The organism is Bradyrhizobium sp. HKCCYLRH1030 (assembly GCF_051168395.1).
GTDB lineage: Bacteria > Pseudomonadota > Alphaproteobacteria > Rhizobiales > Xanthobacteraceae > Bradyrhizobium.
The window spans coordinates 391,391-406,788 of record NZ_JBNPUY010000003.1 but is presented as its reverse complement, the minus strand read 5'-3'; the positions used below and the strand labels follow the sequence as shown (position 1 = coordinate 406,788).

General features: G+C 65.6%; 16 protein-coding genes. 7 read left to right on the top strand and 9 right to left on the bottom strand.

Going from position 1 to position 15,398, the window contains the following annotated elements:
• Window positions 1–113 precede the first annotated feature (113 nt).
• The 3 genes from ACQR1E_RS12065 to ACQR1E_RS12055 all read left to right on the top strand — a co-directional run bounded on the left by ACQR1E_RS12065 (window position 114) and on the right by ACQR1E_RS12055 (window position 1,692).
• Window positions 114–698, top strand: a complete 585-nt coding sequence (locus ACQR1E_RS12065; RefSeq protein ID WP_315828219.1) for a hypothetical protein — start codon at window positions 114–116, stop codon at window positions 696–698.
• 25 nt (window positions 699–723) lie between these two features.
• Entirely contained in the window at window positions 724–1,275 is a 552-nt protein-coding gene (locus ACQR1E_RS12060) for a septation protein IspZ (protein WP_315753122.1), read from the top strand.
• A 120-nt stretch (window positions 1,276–1,395) separates the two neighbouring features.
• Window positions 1,396–1,692, top strand: a complete 297-nt coding sequence (locus tag ACQR1E_RS12055) for a hypothetical protein (RefSeq protein WP_315753123.1) — start codon at window positions 1,396–1,398, stop codon at window positions 1,690–1,692.
• Between the two features lie 1,191 nt (window positions 1,693–2,883).
• On the opposite strand, the gene ACQR1E_RS12050 is transcribed toward ACQR1E_RS12055, so the two are convergent.
• On the bottom strand, window positions 2,884–3,564 hold the full coding sequence (locus ACQR1E_RS12050) for a DUF429 domain-containing protein (RefSeq protein ID WP_316225723.1): 681 nt from the start codon (window positions 3,562–3,564) through the stop codon (window positions 2,884–2,886).
• A 418-nt stretch (window positions 3,565–3,982) separates the two neighbouring features.
• On the bottom strand, window positions 3,983–5,638 hold the full coding sequence (locus ACQR1E_RS12045; RefSeq protein ID WP_315828134.1) for a fumarate hydratase: 1,656 nt from the start codon (window positions 5,636–5,638) through the stop codon (window positions 3,983–3,985).
• Window positions 5,639–5,754: 116 nt separating this feature from the next.
• On the opposite strand from ACQR1E_RS12045, the gene ACQR1E_RS12040 reads away from it, so the two are divergent.
• From ACQR1E_RS12040 to ACQR1E_RS12025, 4 genes are all read left to right on the top strand, one after another.
• Window positions 5,755–6,438 carry an alpha/beta fold hydrolase gene (locus tag ACQR1E_RS12040; RefSeq protein WP_315753127.1) on the top strand — a complete coding sequence of 228 codons (684 nt, stop codon included), beginning with the start codon at window positions 5,755–5,757 and terminating at the stop codon, window positions 6,436–6,438.
• A gap of 103 nt (window positions 6,439–6,541) precedes the next feature.
• Window positions 6,542–6,874, top strand: a complete 333-nt coding sequence (locus ACQR1E_RS12035) for a hypothetical protein (protein WP_316187262.1) — start codon at window positions 6,542–6,544, stop codon at window positions 6,872–6,874.
• 143 nt (window positions 6,875–7,017) lie between these two features.
• Window positions 7,018–7,497 carry a hypothetical protein gene (locus ACQR1E_RS12030; protein WP_315716034.1) on the top strand — a complete coding sequence of 160 codons (480 nt, stop codon included), beginning with the start codon at window positions 7,018–7,020 and terminating at the stop codon, window positions 7,495–7,497.
• A gap of 163 nt (window positions 7,498–7,660) precedes the next feature.
• Window positions 7,661–7,885, top strand: coding sequence for a hypothetical protein (locus ACQR1E_RS12025; protein ID WP_315716033.1), 225 nt, complete (start codon window positions 7,661–7,663; stop codon window positions 7,883–7,885).
• A gap of 42 nt (window positions 7,886–7,927) precedes the next feature.
• Here ACQR1E_RS12025 and ACQR1E_RS12020 read toward each other — a convergent pair whose 3' ends face one another.
• From ACQR1E_RS12020 to fliR, 7 genes are all read right to left on the bottom strand, one after another.
• Window positions 7,928–8,368 (bottom strand): SRPBCC family protein, encoded by a 441-nt coding sequence (locus ACQR1E_RS12020; RefSeq protein WP_316187261.1) that lies wholly within the window; start codon window positions 8,366–8,368, stop codon window positions 7,928–7,930.
• A complete protein-coding gene (locus ACQR1E_RS12015) occupies window positions 8,368–8,694 on the bottom strand; it encodes an ArsR/SmtB family transcription factor (protein WP_316167101.1) in 327 nt (108 codons plus the stop codon). The genes ACQR1E_RS12020 and ACQR1E_RS12015 overlap by 1 nt, the downstream gene beginning before the upstream one ends.
• Before the next feature lie 59 nt (window positions 8,695–8,753).
• Window positions 8,754–9,458, bottom strand: coding sequence for a glutathione S-transferase (locus ACQR1E_RS12010; protein ID WP_315753131.1), 705 nt, complete (start codon window positions 9,456–9,458; stop codon window positions 8,754–8,756).
• Between the two features lie 218 nt (window positions 9,459–9,676).
• On the bottom strand, window positions 9,677–10,648 hold the full coding sequence (locus ACQR1E_RS12005; protein ID WP_434897139.1) for a Tim44 domain-containing protein: 972 nt from the start codon (window positions 10,646–10,648) through the stop codon (window positions 9,677–9,679).
• Between the two features lie 167 nt (window positions 10,649–10,815).
• The gene (gene cckA, locus ACQR1E_RS12000; RefSeq protein ID WP_434862504.1) at window positions 10,816–13,383 is read right to left on the bottom strand and encodes a cell cycle histidine kinase CckA; all 2,568 of its coding nucleotides are present in this window, start codon (window positions 13,381–13,383) and stop codon (window positions 10,816–10,818) included.
• Window positions 13,384–13,538: 155 nt separating this feature from the next.
• Window positions 13,539–14,618, bottom strand: coding sequence for a flagellar biosynthesis protein FlhB (gene flhB / locus ACQR1E_RS11995; RefSeq protein ID WP_315753133.1), 1,080 nt, complete (start codon window positions 14,616–14,618; stop codon window positions 13,539–13,541).
• 12 nt (window positions 14,619–14,630) lie between these two features.
• Window positions 14,631–15,398: a flagellar biosynthetic protein FliR gene (fliR, locus tag ACQR1E_RS11990; protein WP_315716025.1), complete on the bottom strand. Its 768-nt coding sequence runs from the start codon at window positions 15,396–15,398 to the stop codon at window positions 14,631–14,633.

Genomic DNA, 15,398 nt, shown 5'->3' with positions numbered 1-15,398 from the left:
AGCTTAGCTAAATATGTTGCTTCACAAAATTTTGACATTGTCAAGATTTGCTTGACCCGGTTCCGCCGGGATCCTACTAATCTTGGCAGTGTAAAGATTGGCCGGCGAGTTCTATGACGATCTTCCTCATCCTTGCGCCCTACGGCGTCTACGCGGCGCTGATGATGGTGGTCTCGGCCACGCTCAGCTTGGCCGTGGCCACGGCGATGTGCCTGGTCGTTGTCGCGGTCGACGTCGTCAAGGGACGCTCGATCAAGATTCTCGGCCTGGGCTCGGCGATCGTGTTCGCAAGCGTAGCCGCCTACCTCGGCCTCATCGATCCGACCCTCAGCGCATCCGCGGTGCGTCTTGCGGTCGACTGCGGCATTTTCGCACTGTCGCTCGGCTCGATGCTGCTGCGCGCGCCGTTCACGCTGCAATATGCGCTCGAGGCCGTACCGCCGGAAACCGCGGCGATTCCGGGCTTCCTGCGCGCCAATTACGTCATCACCGGCGCCTGGACCGTGTCGGCGCTGCTGATGATCGTCGGCAACCTGATGACGCTCTACGTGCCGGGCCTGCCCTATTGGACCGGCCTCGCCATCGCCTTTGCCGCCCGCAATAGTGCACTTTATTTCACGCGCTGGTATCCTGACTACCGCCGAACAAAGGACGTGGCAGCGCAGACTGCCGCCGCAATGTCCGGCCAAGATTCGTGACCGGGGTCTGCTCCAGGAGACGTGCGTGAAAATCGTGTTTGCCAAGCTGATTGCCGACTTCCTGTCGGCCGCGGTGTTCTTCATCCTGTACATCGCAACCGATGATGTCGTGCTGGCCACCGCCGCCGCGGTCGCCGTCGCCGTGGTGCAGGTGGTCTGGGCGCGCATCAGGGGCGTGAACCTCAGCTTCATGGCCTATGCCAGCGTCGGCCTCGTCATCGTGCTCGGCGGCGTGACGCTGCTGACCAATGACCCCCGCTTCATGTTCGCCAAGCCCGCGATCGGCCATTTCGCCATCGGGCTGATCATGCTCAAGCGCGGCTGGATGCTGCGCTACGTGCCGCCGATCGTGTCGGAGACCATTCCGGAATACGTCACCATCGCCGGCTATGCCTGGGCGGCGCTGATGTTCGCGCTCGGTCTCGGCACGATCGCGGTCGCCATGACCGGCGACATCAAGCTGTGGGTGCTCTACATCACCGTGGTCGCGGGCGGCGCCAAGGTCGCGGCCTTCGCGCTGCAGTTCATGGCCTTCCGCTTCGTGGTCGCCAACCGCCTCAGGGCGGCGCGGGCCTGATCGCTGCATCCGATCGCCGCAATGGGCTTACGCGCAAAGATGCGCTATAGGGGCGGCCGAACGCATCCTCGAGGTCGTTGCCTCGAGGTCCGCAAAATCGCAATGCCAGGAGAACGATCGATGGCTGTGGACGGCAACTGGAATCTGACCTTGAACACGCCCATGGGCGAGCGCAGCGCGACCCTGAGCCTGAAGAGCTCGGGCGCGACGCTGACGGGGACCCAGGCCGCGGAAGGCGATTCCGCCGAGATCTTCGACGGCACCGTCAACGGCGACGACGTCGCCTGGAAGGTCTCCATCACCAGCCCGATGCCGCTGACGCTGGATTTCAAGGGCAAGGTCGCCGGCGACACCATCTCCGGCGAGATGGGCATCGGCTTCATGGGCAGCTTCCCGTTCACCGGCGCGCGGGGCTGAGCGCTATTCTTTTGCGTGGATGCGTCGCATCGACACTCTCCGCTGTCGTCCCCGCGAAAGCGGGGACCCATACCCCCAGGGAGTGGTTCGAGGCACGCTGGCAATTGGCTTTTCGCCCGTCACGACGGCCGCGGCGTATGGGTCCCGGGTCGGCGCCGCGATCGCGCTGTCGCGCGCTCGTGGCTTGCCCGGGACGACACCGATTTTTTAATCGCAGCAGTCCCGCTTCACATCTCAAACAGCCCGGACAAGCGGACGCAGCCTCGCGGCTGATAACGCCCGAGGGATGCATCGGCATGTCCCTCTTCAAAATGCAGAGGGCGCAGGGAAGGCCAGGCGTCGGCTGACGCCTGCGGCCCGCCTGCGAAAGAAATGCAGGCGGCAGGTACCACAGGTGCAGCCGGAAACGCCCGGCCTTCCCTGCGCGATGGCTTCACGCTTATACGCAGTCTCCCTGGTGCGCCGGCTTGTTGGCCACCATGATCCGCGCGATGCGCTCAGCACCGCACGAACGTGACACCAGCTTCGGGGTGTCAGGACGCTGCGACTTCGCGTCCGCGCCAAGCCGTTCGTCCGCGTATCCGAAGACACGCTGCGGCTCCATCGCGGCCATCGCCTCCCCGCCTCGCGTGTCGTGACGATCGCGCGCAACGCCCCTCCGCAGTGAGGCGGGATGGCGAGATAAAATCACGATTTCGGAAAAATAACAAGTGATTTATTTTTTTTAGAATCTGCTCCTTGGAATCGGATCGAACATTGGCCGATGGCCCGTCACGGAAGCCGCGCCCCCTCATTGAGGTCCGGCCAGCGGGACAGTGCGCGCACTTGTTTGTATTTCGCCCCCTGGCAGGCATCGAAGCCATCAACCGTGAGGCGGGGACTTCCTATATCCATCGCTACGGCTGCCGCAATGGCTCAAGCAGTCATCGTTGCGGTCGCGATCGGAATCTGATTGGATCACCTAACTCACATTCGAGCTAGGAATTGGGTAATCATAGTCCAACCTGCTTCATTGGAACTACAATGAGATATCTCTTACTTCTTTCGGTACTACTTTCCGGTACCGCCGCGAAACTCGACGGCCTAGCCCTATGCAGGGATAAGCGGAAACCCGTCCGTTGATCGCTTACCCCATGTACGCCAGCCCTCCGCGCTGAAGCAGATGTGGGAAAAACTTGGCCGGGCCGCCCCTCAAAACCAGACCTGCATCGGCACGCCATGCGCGTCGCGCGGCGCAGCTTCTTCCGGTACGCAGCCCGCGCAGTCGCGAGCGGCCAGCGCGACCGCGCAGGCGTCGAGGACGTCGTCGGGCTTGGCACCGGTACCGATGCGGGCGCGGGTCATCCAGTCGTCGATGGCGGCGAAGCCTGCAGAAACTAACAAGTCGCGCCGCAGCCTGGCGCCATGTTCCGTCTTCTTCGACGGCAACGGCGCGCCGTGGAGGCGCAGGAACACCAGTTCGGGATGGGCCTCGCGGATGTCGCGGTCGCGATGCGCACGGACGAAGGCGTCGACCTCCATGATCTTGCGGCCGAGATGCCAGAGCTGACGCGAGGCGCGCGTCTGCCCGCGCCGCGACGCCTCGATGTTCGCCTCGTCTGGATCGGTGTAGTCCTGCCACAGCCAGCGTCGCGCGCCGGTGAAGACGCGGGAGCGATGCGGCGCGAGCTTGTCGCGCGCGAGCCGGTCACAGGTGCGCTCGCCGTCGTCGGTCATGCCGATCGGGATGTCGATCGCGGCGCGGGTAAAAGGAGCCGATAGTGCCGTCGAAACGTCGGCGGGAAAGGCGATGTCGCGCCGGTCGCCTGCAATCGACACCGCGACCCAGCCGCGGGAGAAGCCGTCGAGACCGATGATGCGGTTGGCGTGCATTACATCAGACTACCAGTTGCTTCGTTCAGCATCGTGCTCCTCTTGCCACGAACGCACGCTGAGCCCCACGGTAGTCGGAGCCGAGCTGGCCCCACAACAGCAGTGAGCTCCCTTCCCCCTTGCGGGGAGGGGTCGGGGGTGGGGGTCTCCGGGCGCTGAACGCTATGGGCGCGCACACACATCAACCACCAAACTATCGAGAGAGCGAGGTCGCATCGCGCTGCGTTTCCTCGCCCATCAGATAGAGCGCGACTCGTGGACCCCACCCCCAACCCCTCCCCGCAAGGGGGAGGGGAGCGCACCGTCGGCGTGCGAATTCGGTTGCCACTCTACGCGCTCAGGCGAGATGGGCCTCCCCCATACGCCAACGGCCGGGATCGCTCCCGGCCGCCGCAACAAACATCACGCCCGGCTCACCTCAGCCGAGGTTCAGCTCCTTGAAGAAGTCGTTGCCCTTGTCGTCGATGATGATGAAGGCCGGGAAGTCCACCACTTCGATGCGCCAGATGGCTTCCATGCCGAGCTCGGGATATTCGACGACCTCGACCTTCTTGATGCAGTGCTCGGCGAGGTTGGCCGCGGCGCCGCCGATCGAGCCGAGATAGAAGCCACCGTGCTTCTTGCAGGCCTCGCGCACCGCCGGCGCGCGGTTGCCCTTGGCGACCATCACCATCGAGCCGCCGGCCGCCTGAAACTGGTCGACGAAGGAATCCATGCGGCCCGCGGTGGTCGGACCGAACGCGCCGGAGGCGTAGCCTTCGGGGGTCTTGGCGGGGCCGGCGTAGTAGACCGGATGGTTCTTGAAGTAGTCCGGCAGGGGCTCGCCGCGATCGAGGCGCTCGCGCAGCTTGGCATGCGCCGCGTCGCGCGCGACGATCATGGTGCCGGTCAGCGACAGCCTCGTCTTGATCGGGTTCTTCGACAGAGTGGCGAGGATGTCCTTCATCGGCTGGTTCAAGTCGATCTTCACGACCTCGCCGCCAAGCGCCTGCTCGACCTCCGGCAGATACTGCGCCGGATGATGCTCGAGCTCCTCGAGATAGACGCCGTCCCTGGTGATCTTGCCGAGCACCTGGCGGTCGGCCGAGCACGACACGCCGAGACCGATCGGCAACGACGCGCCGTGGCGCGGCATGCGGATGACGCGGACGTCATGGCAGAAATACTTGCCGCCGAACTGCGCGCCGACGCCGAGCGACTGCGTCATCTTGTGGATTTCCTGCTCCATCTCCAGGTCGCGGAAGGCATTGCCATCCGGGGAGCCCTGGGTCGGCAGCGCGTCGAGATAACGCGCAGACGCCAGCTTCACCGTCTTCATGCACAGCTCGGCCGAGGTGCCGCCGATCACGATGGCGAGGTGATAAGGCGGGCACGCCGCGGTGCCCAGCGTCAGGATCTTCTCCTTCAGGAACGCCAGCAGCCGGTCCTTGGTGAGCACCGAGGGCGTCGCCTGGAACAGAAAACTCTTGTTGGCCGAGCCGCCACCCTTGGCCATGAACATGAACTTGTAGGCGTCCTCGCCCTCGGCATAGATCTCGGTCTGCGCCGGCATGTTGTTGGCGGTGTTCTTCTCCTCGTACATCGACAGCGGAGCGACCTGCGAGTAGCGCAGGTTGCGGCGCAGATAAGCGTCACGCGCGCCTTGCGACAGCGCCGCCTCGTCGTCGCCATCGGTGATGACGTTGCAGCCCTTCTTGCCCATGATGATCGCGGTGCCGGTATCCTGGCACATCGGCAGCACGCCGCCGGCGGAGATGTTGGCGTTCTTCAGGAAGTCGAGCGCGACGAACTTGTCGTTGGGGCTGGCCTCCGGATCCTCCAGGATGCTGCGCAGCTGCTTCAGATGGCCGGGACGCAGAAAGTGGTTGATCTCGCCGAACGCGGCTTCCGACAAGGTCCGCAGCGCCTCCCGCGACACCACCAGCATGTCGCGGCCCAAGACCTTCTCGACCCGCACGCCGTCGGTGGTGATCTTCTTGTAGGGCGTGGTGTCCGGCCCGAGCGGAAACAGCGGCGTGTGCTTGTAGGGCGGGACGGGCTTGGACTGGTCGGGGAAGGCGGTCGGCGCGTTCATGGCGAGCTCGTGGGGTTCTAAAGATGGCCGCCCAAAGCGGTCTTGACAGGTCTGATACGCTACCCGTCGGAAGCCTTGCAAGACATGTCTCGGCACAGCGGCAGAGGGGTACGATCATGGCAAGTTTTGTCCTGATTCCAGGAGGTTGGCACGGCGGCTGGATGTACGCTGCGCTCTCGGCCAGGCTCCAGCAGGCCGGCCATGACGCCTATGCGGTGACCTTGAGTGGATTGGAGCAGACACCGGCCCGCGCCGCCCATGCCGTCAATCTCGACACCCACATCGCTGACGTCATTGATCTGCTGACGATCGAGGACCTGTCCGAGGTCATCCTGTGCGCGCACAGCTATGGCGGCATGGTCGCGACCGGCGTCGCCGACCGCGTGCCGGAAAGGCTCGCCGCACTGATCTATCTCGATGCCTTCGCACCCGAGAACGGCCAGTCATGGTGGGATCTCGCCGGTGATGCGTATCGCCGGTTCGTGATCGAACGTGCCGGGCATGACGGGCTGACGGCGCTGCCGCGCGAAGGCTCCGATCCGCGCCGCCGGCCGCATCCGCTCGGGACCTTCATCCAGGCCCTGAAGCTCCACAGTCCGGCGCCGGCGGCTCTGCAGCGCACCTTCGTCTACGCCAGCGGATGGAGCGCGACGCCGTTCACCGCGCAATATGAGCGGCTGCGCAACGATCCCGCGTGGCGCGTGCACGCATTTGCGTGCGGGCACGATGTCGTGCAGCACGCACCCGACGAGACGTTCGACCTGCTGATCGAGACGGCCCGCGAGGTCGCCGCAACATGACGCCGCGACCGGCGCAATGTCGTACGGCGAGATCAATTGCGATCCGTCGCCGAATTATGTAACCTTAGATTGTTGACGTATTCATTTTCCTCCTGGAGGCGTCATGAAACGAGGTCTCTTCGTTGCCATCACAATTGCTCTTGCCCTGATCACCTTTGCCCTGACCACCTTGGCCCCCGGCAGCGCCGGCGCGGTCGGTCCCGGTCGTGCGTGCGGCGGATTTGCCGGCATCCCTTGCAATGCCGGTCTTTATTGCGAATTCCCGGCCGGCCAGTGTGGCCGGTTCGACATGATGGGTGTCTGCCGCCGAAAGCCGACGTTCTGCAATCGCATCTACATGCCGGTGTGCGGCTGCAACTTCCAGACCTACGGCAACGACTGCGAGCGCCGCGCCGCGGGCGTATCGCTGTCGCATCCGGGCCGCTGCTGGTTCTGACGAAGCGATCGCGCCGCTGCCGCCGGCAGGTGACCGCGGCCCGTCAACACGCGGTCACGTCGGCCGACGATCTTGTGCGGCCGCGGCGCATCGCGCTTGCATGACCTCCGCGCGCAGGCTTCAATGGCGCGGGGGTATTTGGAATGCAGTCATCGCTTTGCTCATTTGGCCGCTTGGCCGGTTTTGTTTTTCTCGTTGCGTTGAGCAGCGCGCTGCTGCCGCAGGCCGCGCAAGCGGATCGCTGTGACGACCTCGCCAAGGAATTGAAGAACGGCATCGACGGCGTCCGGATCGGACAGACCGCGGCGGGCACCGTCTATCTCGCCCATCCCAAGGCGCGCGAGATCACGCTCGGCTGCTCATCGAAGAACGTCAGCAATCAATTGTTCGGAAAATCCGAGCGCAAGCCGACGCCGGCCTTCATCGAGCTGATGGCGAGCGCGGCGGCGATCGTGTTCACCTTGCCGAAGGACGACATGCAGCGCGGCGTCACACGCTGTTACCGCCGGCTCGGGATCTTCCGCGGCGACGACGTCGCCAGCCGCTACCGCCGGCTCGACATGCGCTGCGCCCGAACCAAGACCGAGTCCTCGATCACGATCAGCCGCAGCAAGGACCAATAGGCCGGGGGTGACGCAACAGCCTTGCGGTTTCTGCGCCGGCGGCAGCGACCCGTTCACTATTCGCCGCGCCACCGACAGTTGCAGACAATTCGAACGATCTGATTGACGAAGTTTTCGTGAGCGATGGCCACGCTTGTCGCAACACCAAGCGAGGAGCTGGACCATGTCCGTTTCGAGCGTTTCGTCGTCATCGCCGCCGCCTTCACCGCCGCCGATCTCGACCGAGACGACCAAGCCGCAGACCCAAGACACGCAGGCGCGGAACCAGACGCAGCAGAGCCAGGCCGTCAATCCCGCCAAGACCGGCGACGAGGCGGCCGCGGAGAAGCAGGCCTCGCGTCCGCCGCTGCCGCCCGGCCAGGGCACCCGCGTCGACATTCTCGCCTGACGATCCCACACCCTCAGGCCAACTTCGTATAGCGGCGGCGCCTCAGGCATCCGCCGCTATACGTGTGATGGCATCGCCGATACGACTCCACCCCTGTCCCATGATGTCGAACTGAAACTTGTTGCCCGGGAAGACGAAGCCGTCATGGACCATCCGCAGATGCGTGCCGCCCTCGGCCGGCGTCAACGTCCAGGTCACGACGCTGTCGAGCCGTAAGCCGTGGGCCGGATTGGAGTCCGAACCGCCCTTCCAGGAATAGCTCAGCAGATGCGGCGGCTCACAGGCGAGCACCTCGCAATGAACGACGCCATCCCAGTCGCCCACCGGCTCGGTGCGGAAGGTGAAGCGATGACCGGTGGCCGCGACGAAGTCGTTCGGCATCAACCATTTCGCGATCAGGTCGCTCGTGGTCAGCGTGCGCCAGATCTTGTCGGGCGAATGGGGCAGATGCTTCTCCACCACGATCGCATGCGCCTCACCCATCACTCGGTCTCCTTCAACAGTGCCTCGAGGCCGGCAATGCGCTCATGCCAGAATGCGCGGTAGTGACCGAGCCAGTCGACCAGCGGCGCCAGCCCTTTTGGCGCGACGCTGTAGTAGTTGTGGCGGCCGTCGCGCCGTTCGCTGACCAGCCCGGCGTCGCGCAGCGCCTTGAGATGCTGTGAGATCGCCGGCTGCGATACCCGCGAGCCCTGCACCAGGCCGGTGGCCGCCACCTCCCCCTCGCGCGCGATGCGCTCGAACACGGCCCGCCGCGTCGGGTCGGCAAGCGTCTTCATGACGGATGTCAACTGGGCTTCGACGGTCATAAGGAATGTATAAGCAAACGCTTATACATTGTCAACGGGTGGCGCCGCGGAGCCTCGCCTCACGCATCCAGCGCCTTGTAGTGGCGGAAGATGCCGTCCTCGTTGAAGGCGATGCGGCGCTCGCTGCCGAGATAGGCTGATATGTTGGGCCTGCTGGCGACGCGGTCATGCAGCGCGATGAGGCTCGGGATGTTGCGCTCGAACGCCATCATGCGCTTCGGGAACGCGTAGCGCAGGCCGGCGACGATCTGGAACAGCGACAGGTCCACATAAGTGAGCCGGCGCCCGGTGACGTAGGCGCCACCGCTTTTCGATAGGAGCTGCTCGAAATAGCCGAGGAATTTCGGCACCCGCTCGCTCCAGAACTCGGCGGTGCGCTTCCTGGCCGGCGCGCGCTGGTCCTCGTAGTACAGCGTCGGCCCCAGCGGATGATGCGTGTCATGGATCTCGACCACGAAGTCGGTCACGGTGAGCTGCAGCTGATGCACCCAGAGCTGGCCGGCTTCGGCCTTCGGCGCGAGCCCATGGCGGCTGCCGAGAAACAGCAGGATGTTGGCAGTCTGGCCGATGACGCGGCGGCCCGCTCTCAGGAACGGCGGCGCGAAGGGCGGCGTGTCGCTGACCGCCTCCATCATCGCCGTCATCGTAGCGATGCCGTCCTCGCGCGCGACGTCGCGATAGGCGGCGCCCGCCTCCTCCAGCGCGAGACGCACATATTCGCCGCGGCCCTGGATCATGGGCCAGTAGTAGAGCTCGTAACGCATCGGCCATCCTCGCAGTGATGCGCCCACACGTTCGGCTCGGACGACGTAACGGACGCGGTGTTCGTTCGCCGCGAAGCAGTATAGCAGCCTGCCACCGCCGGTGCTCGTCAGATCGACCGGGAACAGCCGCCATCGGGCTCGCGCGGGGGGGGGAATTGTTGACAAGCAAAAGCGCCGCGGATTGCTCCGCGGCGCCTGATGAGGATCTCAAGTCAGGCTCAGCTGACCTGCTGGATTCCCGACAGCTGCCAATCGGCGCCGGCGTGGCGCAGGAAGGTCCAGATCTCCGTGACCTCCTGCGGCTGGTCGGAGCCCTCGACCACGCGGCCCGAGGCGCGCTCGATGGTCTTGTCGGCCGAGGTGAAGCGCATCGCGACCGTGGCATAGTCGGCGCCATTCTCGCGCCAGGCTTCGGCGAGGTCACCCTGCAGCAGCTTCACGGCACTGACCTTGTTGACCACACCGCGGGCCTGGTTCTGCTCGAGATCGCGCTCGAAATACGAGGCCATCTCGGGCGTCGACAGCAGCCGCAGGCGGCCGACATCCTCGTTCGACCAGGCGGACTGGATCTCGCCGAGCAGCCGCTCGAACGCCTCGTAGTCGGCCGGCAGGATCTGCAGCGGCGGCGTGTTGCTGCCACCGCCGAAGCCACCGAAACCACCAAGGCCGCTGAGGCCCGAGCGCAAGCTCGGCTGGCCGTCGGTGGGCGTCGGCGCCGGGCCGGCGGCATAGGCCGGCTGGTTGCGGCGCTGCCACCAGGCCATCCCCATGCGCACCAGGAACACCACCAGCAGGACCTGGAGGATCAGGCCGATGATCGAAGCGAAGCCGCCCAGCCCGGAGAACAGCCCGCCGCCGAACAGCATGCCGAACAGGCCGGCGCCGAGGAAGCCGGCAGCGAGGCCGCCCAGGAGGCCACCGGCGCGACCGCCGAACAGCCCGCCGCGGGAGGGCGCAGCCGTGTTGAAGCCGCCGGGCTGGCCCGGCTGGGTGATGGTGCGGTTGAACTGCGACGCCGATCCCGGCGCGGTGGCGGTCGGAGGCGGCGCGGAGAAGGTACGCGTGCCGCGGGAGCCCGAGCTGGAGCCGCCGCCGATCCGGGCGTCGGCCGCCGAGACGGCGAGCACCGTCGGCAGCGCCAGTGAAAGGGCCACGGCCATCGCCTTGAGGAGGCCGCTTTTGCGCTGCATGAAGCTCATCTGTGTTTCCCATAACTCCCCGGAATGGGGATGCCTGTAAGATGGGCACAACCCGCGAAAAGGGAAGGCGGCACGAGGCCGCGCGGCTGCGGCGCGGGGTCGCGGGATGAACGCGCCCGGCCGGCTTGCCAAGGAATTTGCCAAGGAACTCCGGTAACCTATTGCGGCGCCATGGTTTCCTTGACCGCCGCCACGAGCTGGCTGAGCGTGAAGGGCTTCGGCAGGAACGCGAACTGCTGGTTCTCCGGCAGGCTCTTCTCGAACGCATCCTCGGCATAGCCCGAGACGAAGATGATCTTGATCTCCGGATTGCGCTCGCGCATCGCTTTGAGCAGCGTCGGCCCGTCCATCTCCGGCATCACGACGTCGGACACCACGAGATCGAGCACGCCGTCGCACTCGTCCAGCGCCTCCATCGCCTCGACGCCGTTCGACGCCTCGATGACGCTGTAGCCGCGCGAGCGCAGGCCGCGCGCGTTCAGCGCCCGCAGGCCCTCCTCGTCCTCGACCAGCAGGATGGTGCCCTGCCCGGTCAGGTCCGCGCGCGGCTTCGACGCTTCCGCGACGGCCGGCTCCTTGGCGGCCCCGTTGGCCGCGTGCGGCTCGGCCTGGACCTCCGGCACGACGATGTGCCGCGGCAGGAAGATCTGGAACGAAGTCCCCTTGCCGACCTCGCTGTCGACGTAGATGAAGCCGCCGGTCTGCTTGATGATGCCGTAGACGGTCGACAGTCCCAGACCGGTGCCCTTGCCGACCTCCTTGGTCGAGAAGAACGGCTCGAAGATCTTCTCGCGGATCTCGGCCGGAATGCCGGTTCCGGTGTCACTGATCTCGATGCGGACGTAGTCGGCCACCGGCATGCCCTTGTAGGCGGCCTGCGCGACCTCGTCGGCCGAGACGTTGGCGGTGCGCACCGACAGCTTGCCGCCATCGGGCATCGCATCGCGGGCGTTGACCGCGAGATTCACGACCACCTGCTCGAACTGCGAGACGTCGACCTTGACCGGCCACAGGTCGCGGCCGTGAACCAGGTCGAGCTTGACCTTCTCGCCGATCAGCCGGCGCAACAGCATCGTCAGGTCGGACAGTGCGTCACCGAGATCGAGCACCTGCGGCCGCAGGGTCTGGCGGCGCGAGAACGCGAGCAGCTGCCGCACCAGCGTCGCGGCGCGGGTCGCGTTCTGCTTGATCTGCATGATGTCCTGGAACGACGGGTCGGTCGGCTTGTGCGCGTTCAGCAGGAAGTCGTTGGCCATCATGATGGCCGAGAGCACGTTGTTGAAGTCGTGGGCGATGCCGCCGGCGAGCTGGCCGACCATCTCCATCTTCTGCGACTGGTTGATCTGGTTCTCCAGCGCGCGGCGCTCGGTGGTCTCGAGCAGATAGACGATTGCGGCCTCGGTCTCGCGCTCGTCCTCGTCGACGGCGGTGACGAAGAACTGGCCGAAGCGCTCCTTTGCGCCCTCCAGCATCACCTCGACCGGCGGAATGTCCGCCTGCCCTTCCGAGGCCTGGTTGATCGCGGCGATCAGGAGGTGCCGGTCGCGCTGGCTGACGGTGCGGAAGATCGATTTCGCCGCGGCCACGTCGCCGCTGACGCTCTGCGCCAGCTTGGCGTAGCGCGCATTGGCCCTGACCACGGCGCCGCCGCGGTCGACGGTGGCGATTGCCATCGGCGTATGGTCGAAGAAGCGCATGAAGCGCACCTCGGCGGCGCGCTCCGGATCGGAGCGCTCGTCGCGGGCGCGGCTGATGACCAGGGTGCGCGAGGCGCCCGGCTTGCCGTCGGCGCCGAAGGCGAGCTTGTGGTAGAGCCGCGCCGGCATGGTCTTGCCGCCGCGCATCTTCAGGTCGATGTCGAACACCTCGGTGCGGACCTCGCCGGGCACCGCCACGATCGAGGTCAGCAGCGACGCGCCGTCGCCGGAGACGACGTCGGCGAGCTTCAGGCCGCCCGAGCCGATCTCGGCGAGATCGTAGTCGAGCCAGTTGGCGAGCGTGGCATTGACGTAGACGAGGCTGCCTTCCGGATTGACCGAGAAGAAGCCGCACGGCGCATGGTCGAGATATTCGATCGCATGCTGCAGCTCCTGAAACACGTCCTCCTGGCGCTCGCGATCCCGCGTGATGTCGGCGATCGACCACACCGCGTAGCGGGCGTGGCGCTTGGTCTGGCCGAGCGGGCGAACGCGCATGCGAAGCCAGCGCCCCTGCGCGCCTTCGGCCGCGGTGATGCGTACCTCTTCCTGCTGCCGCTTGCCCTCGCGCGCCGCCTTGAGCAGGCGGAACACCGCTTCGGAGACATCGGGATTGCCGATGAAGACACGCTCGACGGGACGCGCCTCCTGCGCGGTCGCCGCTCCCGTCATGTTGAGATAGGCGGCGTTGGCGTAGACGACATGGCCGCGCGGATCGGTCACTGCGAGGCCATCGAAGGCGTGATCGGCGATCGCGCCCAACACCGGATCGTCGGTCGACTTGTCGGCGAAGCGGACGATGCCGGCGGCGAACGCGAACAGATTGAACAGGCCGACGGTGGCGAGCAGCGACAGCAGGCCGAGAATATAGGGCTGCGCCTGGGCGCGGCCGATCGTCATCAGCGCGATCGCGACCGCGACGAGGCCGAACGCCACCAGCAGGATCAGCAGAATGCTGCCGCTGCGGCGCGGCCGCTCCGGCAGGCTCACCTGATCCTGTAACCCATCGTTGTCGGAATCGGCGCTCATGGCTCGGGGACGCGACCTGTCGGCTGGGAGCCCCAGCCCGTTCGCGCGGCTCCCCCTTCCACCTGCCTGAATCGACGGGTCAAGCGCAAGCCCGTCAAGCCGATATTCCATGATTTATCCGTATTTTGCGGTCCGTCCATGGACCGAATCGGTTGTCATCGCGGGCGCCCCGAGAGGTTGCGCCGCAGCCCCATCACGTAGCCGATGATCTCAGCGACGGCATGATAATGTTCCACCGGGATCTCCTCGTCGATCTCGACGGTGGCATAGAGCGCGCGCGCCAGCGGCACGTTCTCGACGATCGGGATGTCGTGCGCCTTGGCCACCTCCCGGATCTTGAAGGCGATGTTGTCGACGCCCTTGGCGACGCAGACCGGCGCCGACATGCCGCGCTCGTAGGACAGCGCGACCGAGTAGTGGGTCGGGTTGGTGATGATCACGGAGGCCTTGGGAACCGCGGCCATCATGCGCTTCTTCATGCGCTGCTGGCGGATCTGCCGGATGCGTCCCTTGACGTGCGGGTCGCCTTCCGACTGCTTGAACTCCTCCTTCATCTCCTGCACCGACATCTTCTGGCGCTCGTACCATTGCCGATACTGGAACAGGTAGTCGCCGATCGCGACCAGGGCGAGCAGCGCGACCACCGAGCCCATCAGATGCGTCGTCAGCGAGATCGTGACGCCGAGCAGCTCGCTGACGTCCATATGCAGCAGCGATTCGAGGCGCAGCCGCTCCGGCCACAGGATCATGACCATGACCGTGCCAAGCAGCACGAGCTTGAAGAGGCCCTTGGCGAAATTGGCCGCAGCCTGCTTGCCGAACAGGCGCTTGGCGCCGGCCAAGGGCGAGATCTTGCTCAGGCTCGGCTTCATCGGCTCGCCGGACCAGACCAGGCGATGCTGCATCATGTTGCCGGCGATCGCCGCCAGCATCACCATCAGGATCGGCACGCCGATCGCCGCGATCACGGCGAACGACAGGCTGCGCGCCAGCGCCAGCAGGCCGGCGCCGTCGGTGTGGATCATCCAGGAATTGGCGATCAGGTTGCGCATCGGCACCAGCACCGCGGTGCCGATCGAGCCCGAGAAGGTCGACATCACCAAGGTCGCGGAGGCGATCACGAACCAGGTGTTGAGCTCCTGGCTCTTGACGACGTCGCCGCGTTCGAGCGCCTGGTCCAGCCGTTTTTGCGTCGGGTCTTCTGTTTTGTCTTCGGAATCGGCCTCATCGGACATCGATCGGCCCCCTCACCGCGGCATCATCTCGTGCATGACGCCTTCGAAATAGCCGAGAAACGTTCCCATCATCGCGGTCAGGACCAGCGCGAAGATCAGGAAGCCGATCAGGATCGAGAGCGGCGCGCCGACGAAATAGACCTGCATCTGCGGCATCAGCCGCGCCAAGACGCCGAGCCCGATGTTGAAGACCAGGCCGAACACCAGGAACGGCGCCGATAATTGCAGACCGATCTTGAACGCCGCGGCAAACGCCTTGGTCGCCAGCGAGGCGACGTCGCCGCTCGGGATCAATTCGCCCGGCGCGAAGATCTTGTAGCTGTCGCTGAGTGCGGCGATCACCAGATGATGGCTGTCGGTCGAGAACAGCAGGGTCACGCCGAGCATGGTGAGGAAGTTGCCGATCAGGACGCCCTGCTGTCCCTGCGTCGGATCCACCGCGGTGACGAAGCCGAGTCCCATCTGCTGCGCGATCACGGAGCCCGCGACCTGCAGCGCCGACAGCGTCACCCGCGCCGTCGCGCCGAGCACGATGCCGATCACGATCTCGTGCACCATCATCACCAAGAGCGGCGACAACGCCTGCAGGTCGACCTGATAGGCCTGACGATGCAGCGGCAGCACGATCATCGTGAGCAGCAGCGCGGTCGCGAGCTTGATGCGGACGGGGATGTTGACCTCGCCGAGGCCCGGCAACAGCATCACCATGGCGCCGACGCGCGCGAAGGCCAGCATGAACACGGCGGCCAGCGCCGGAAGGAAGGATATATCGATGCGCAT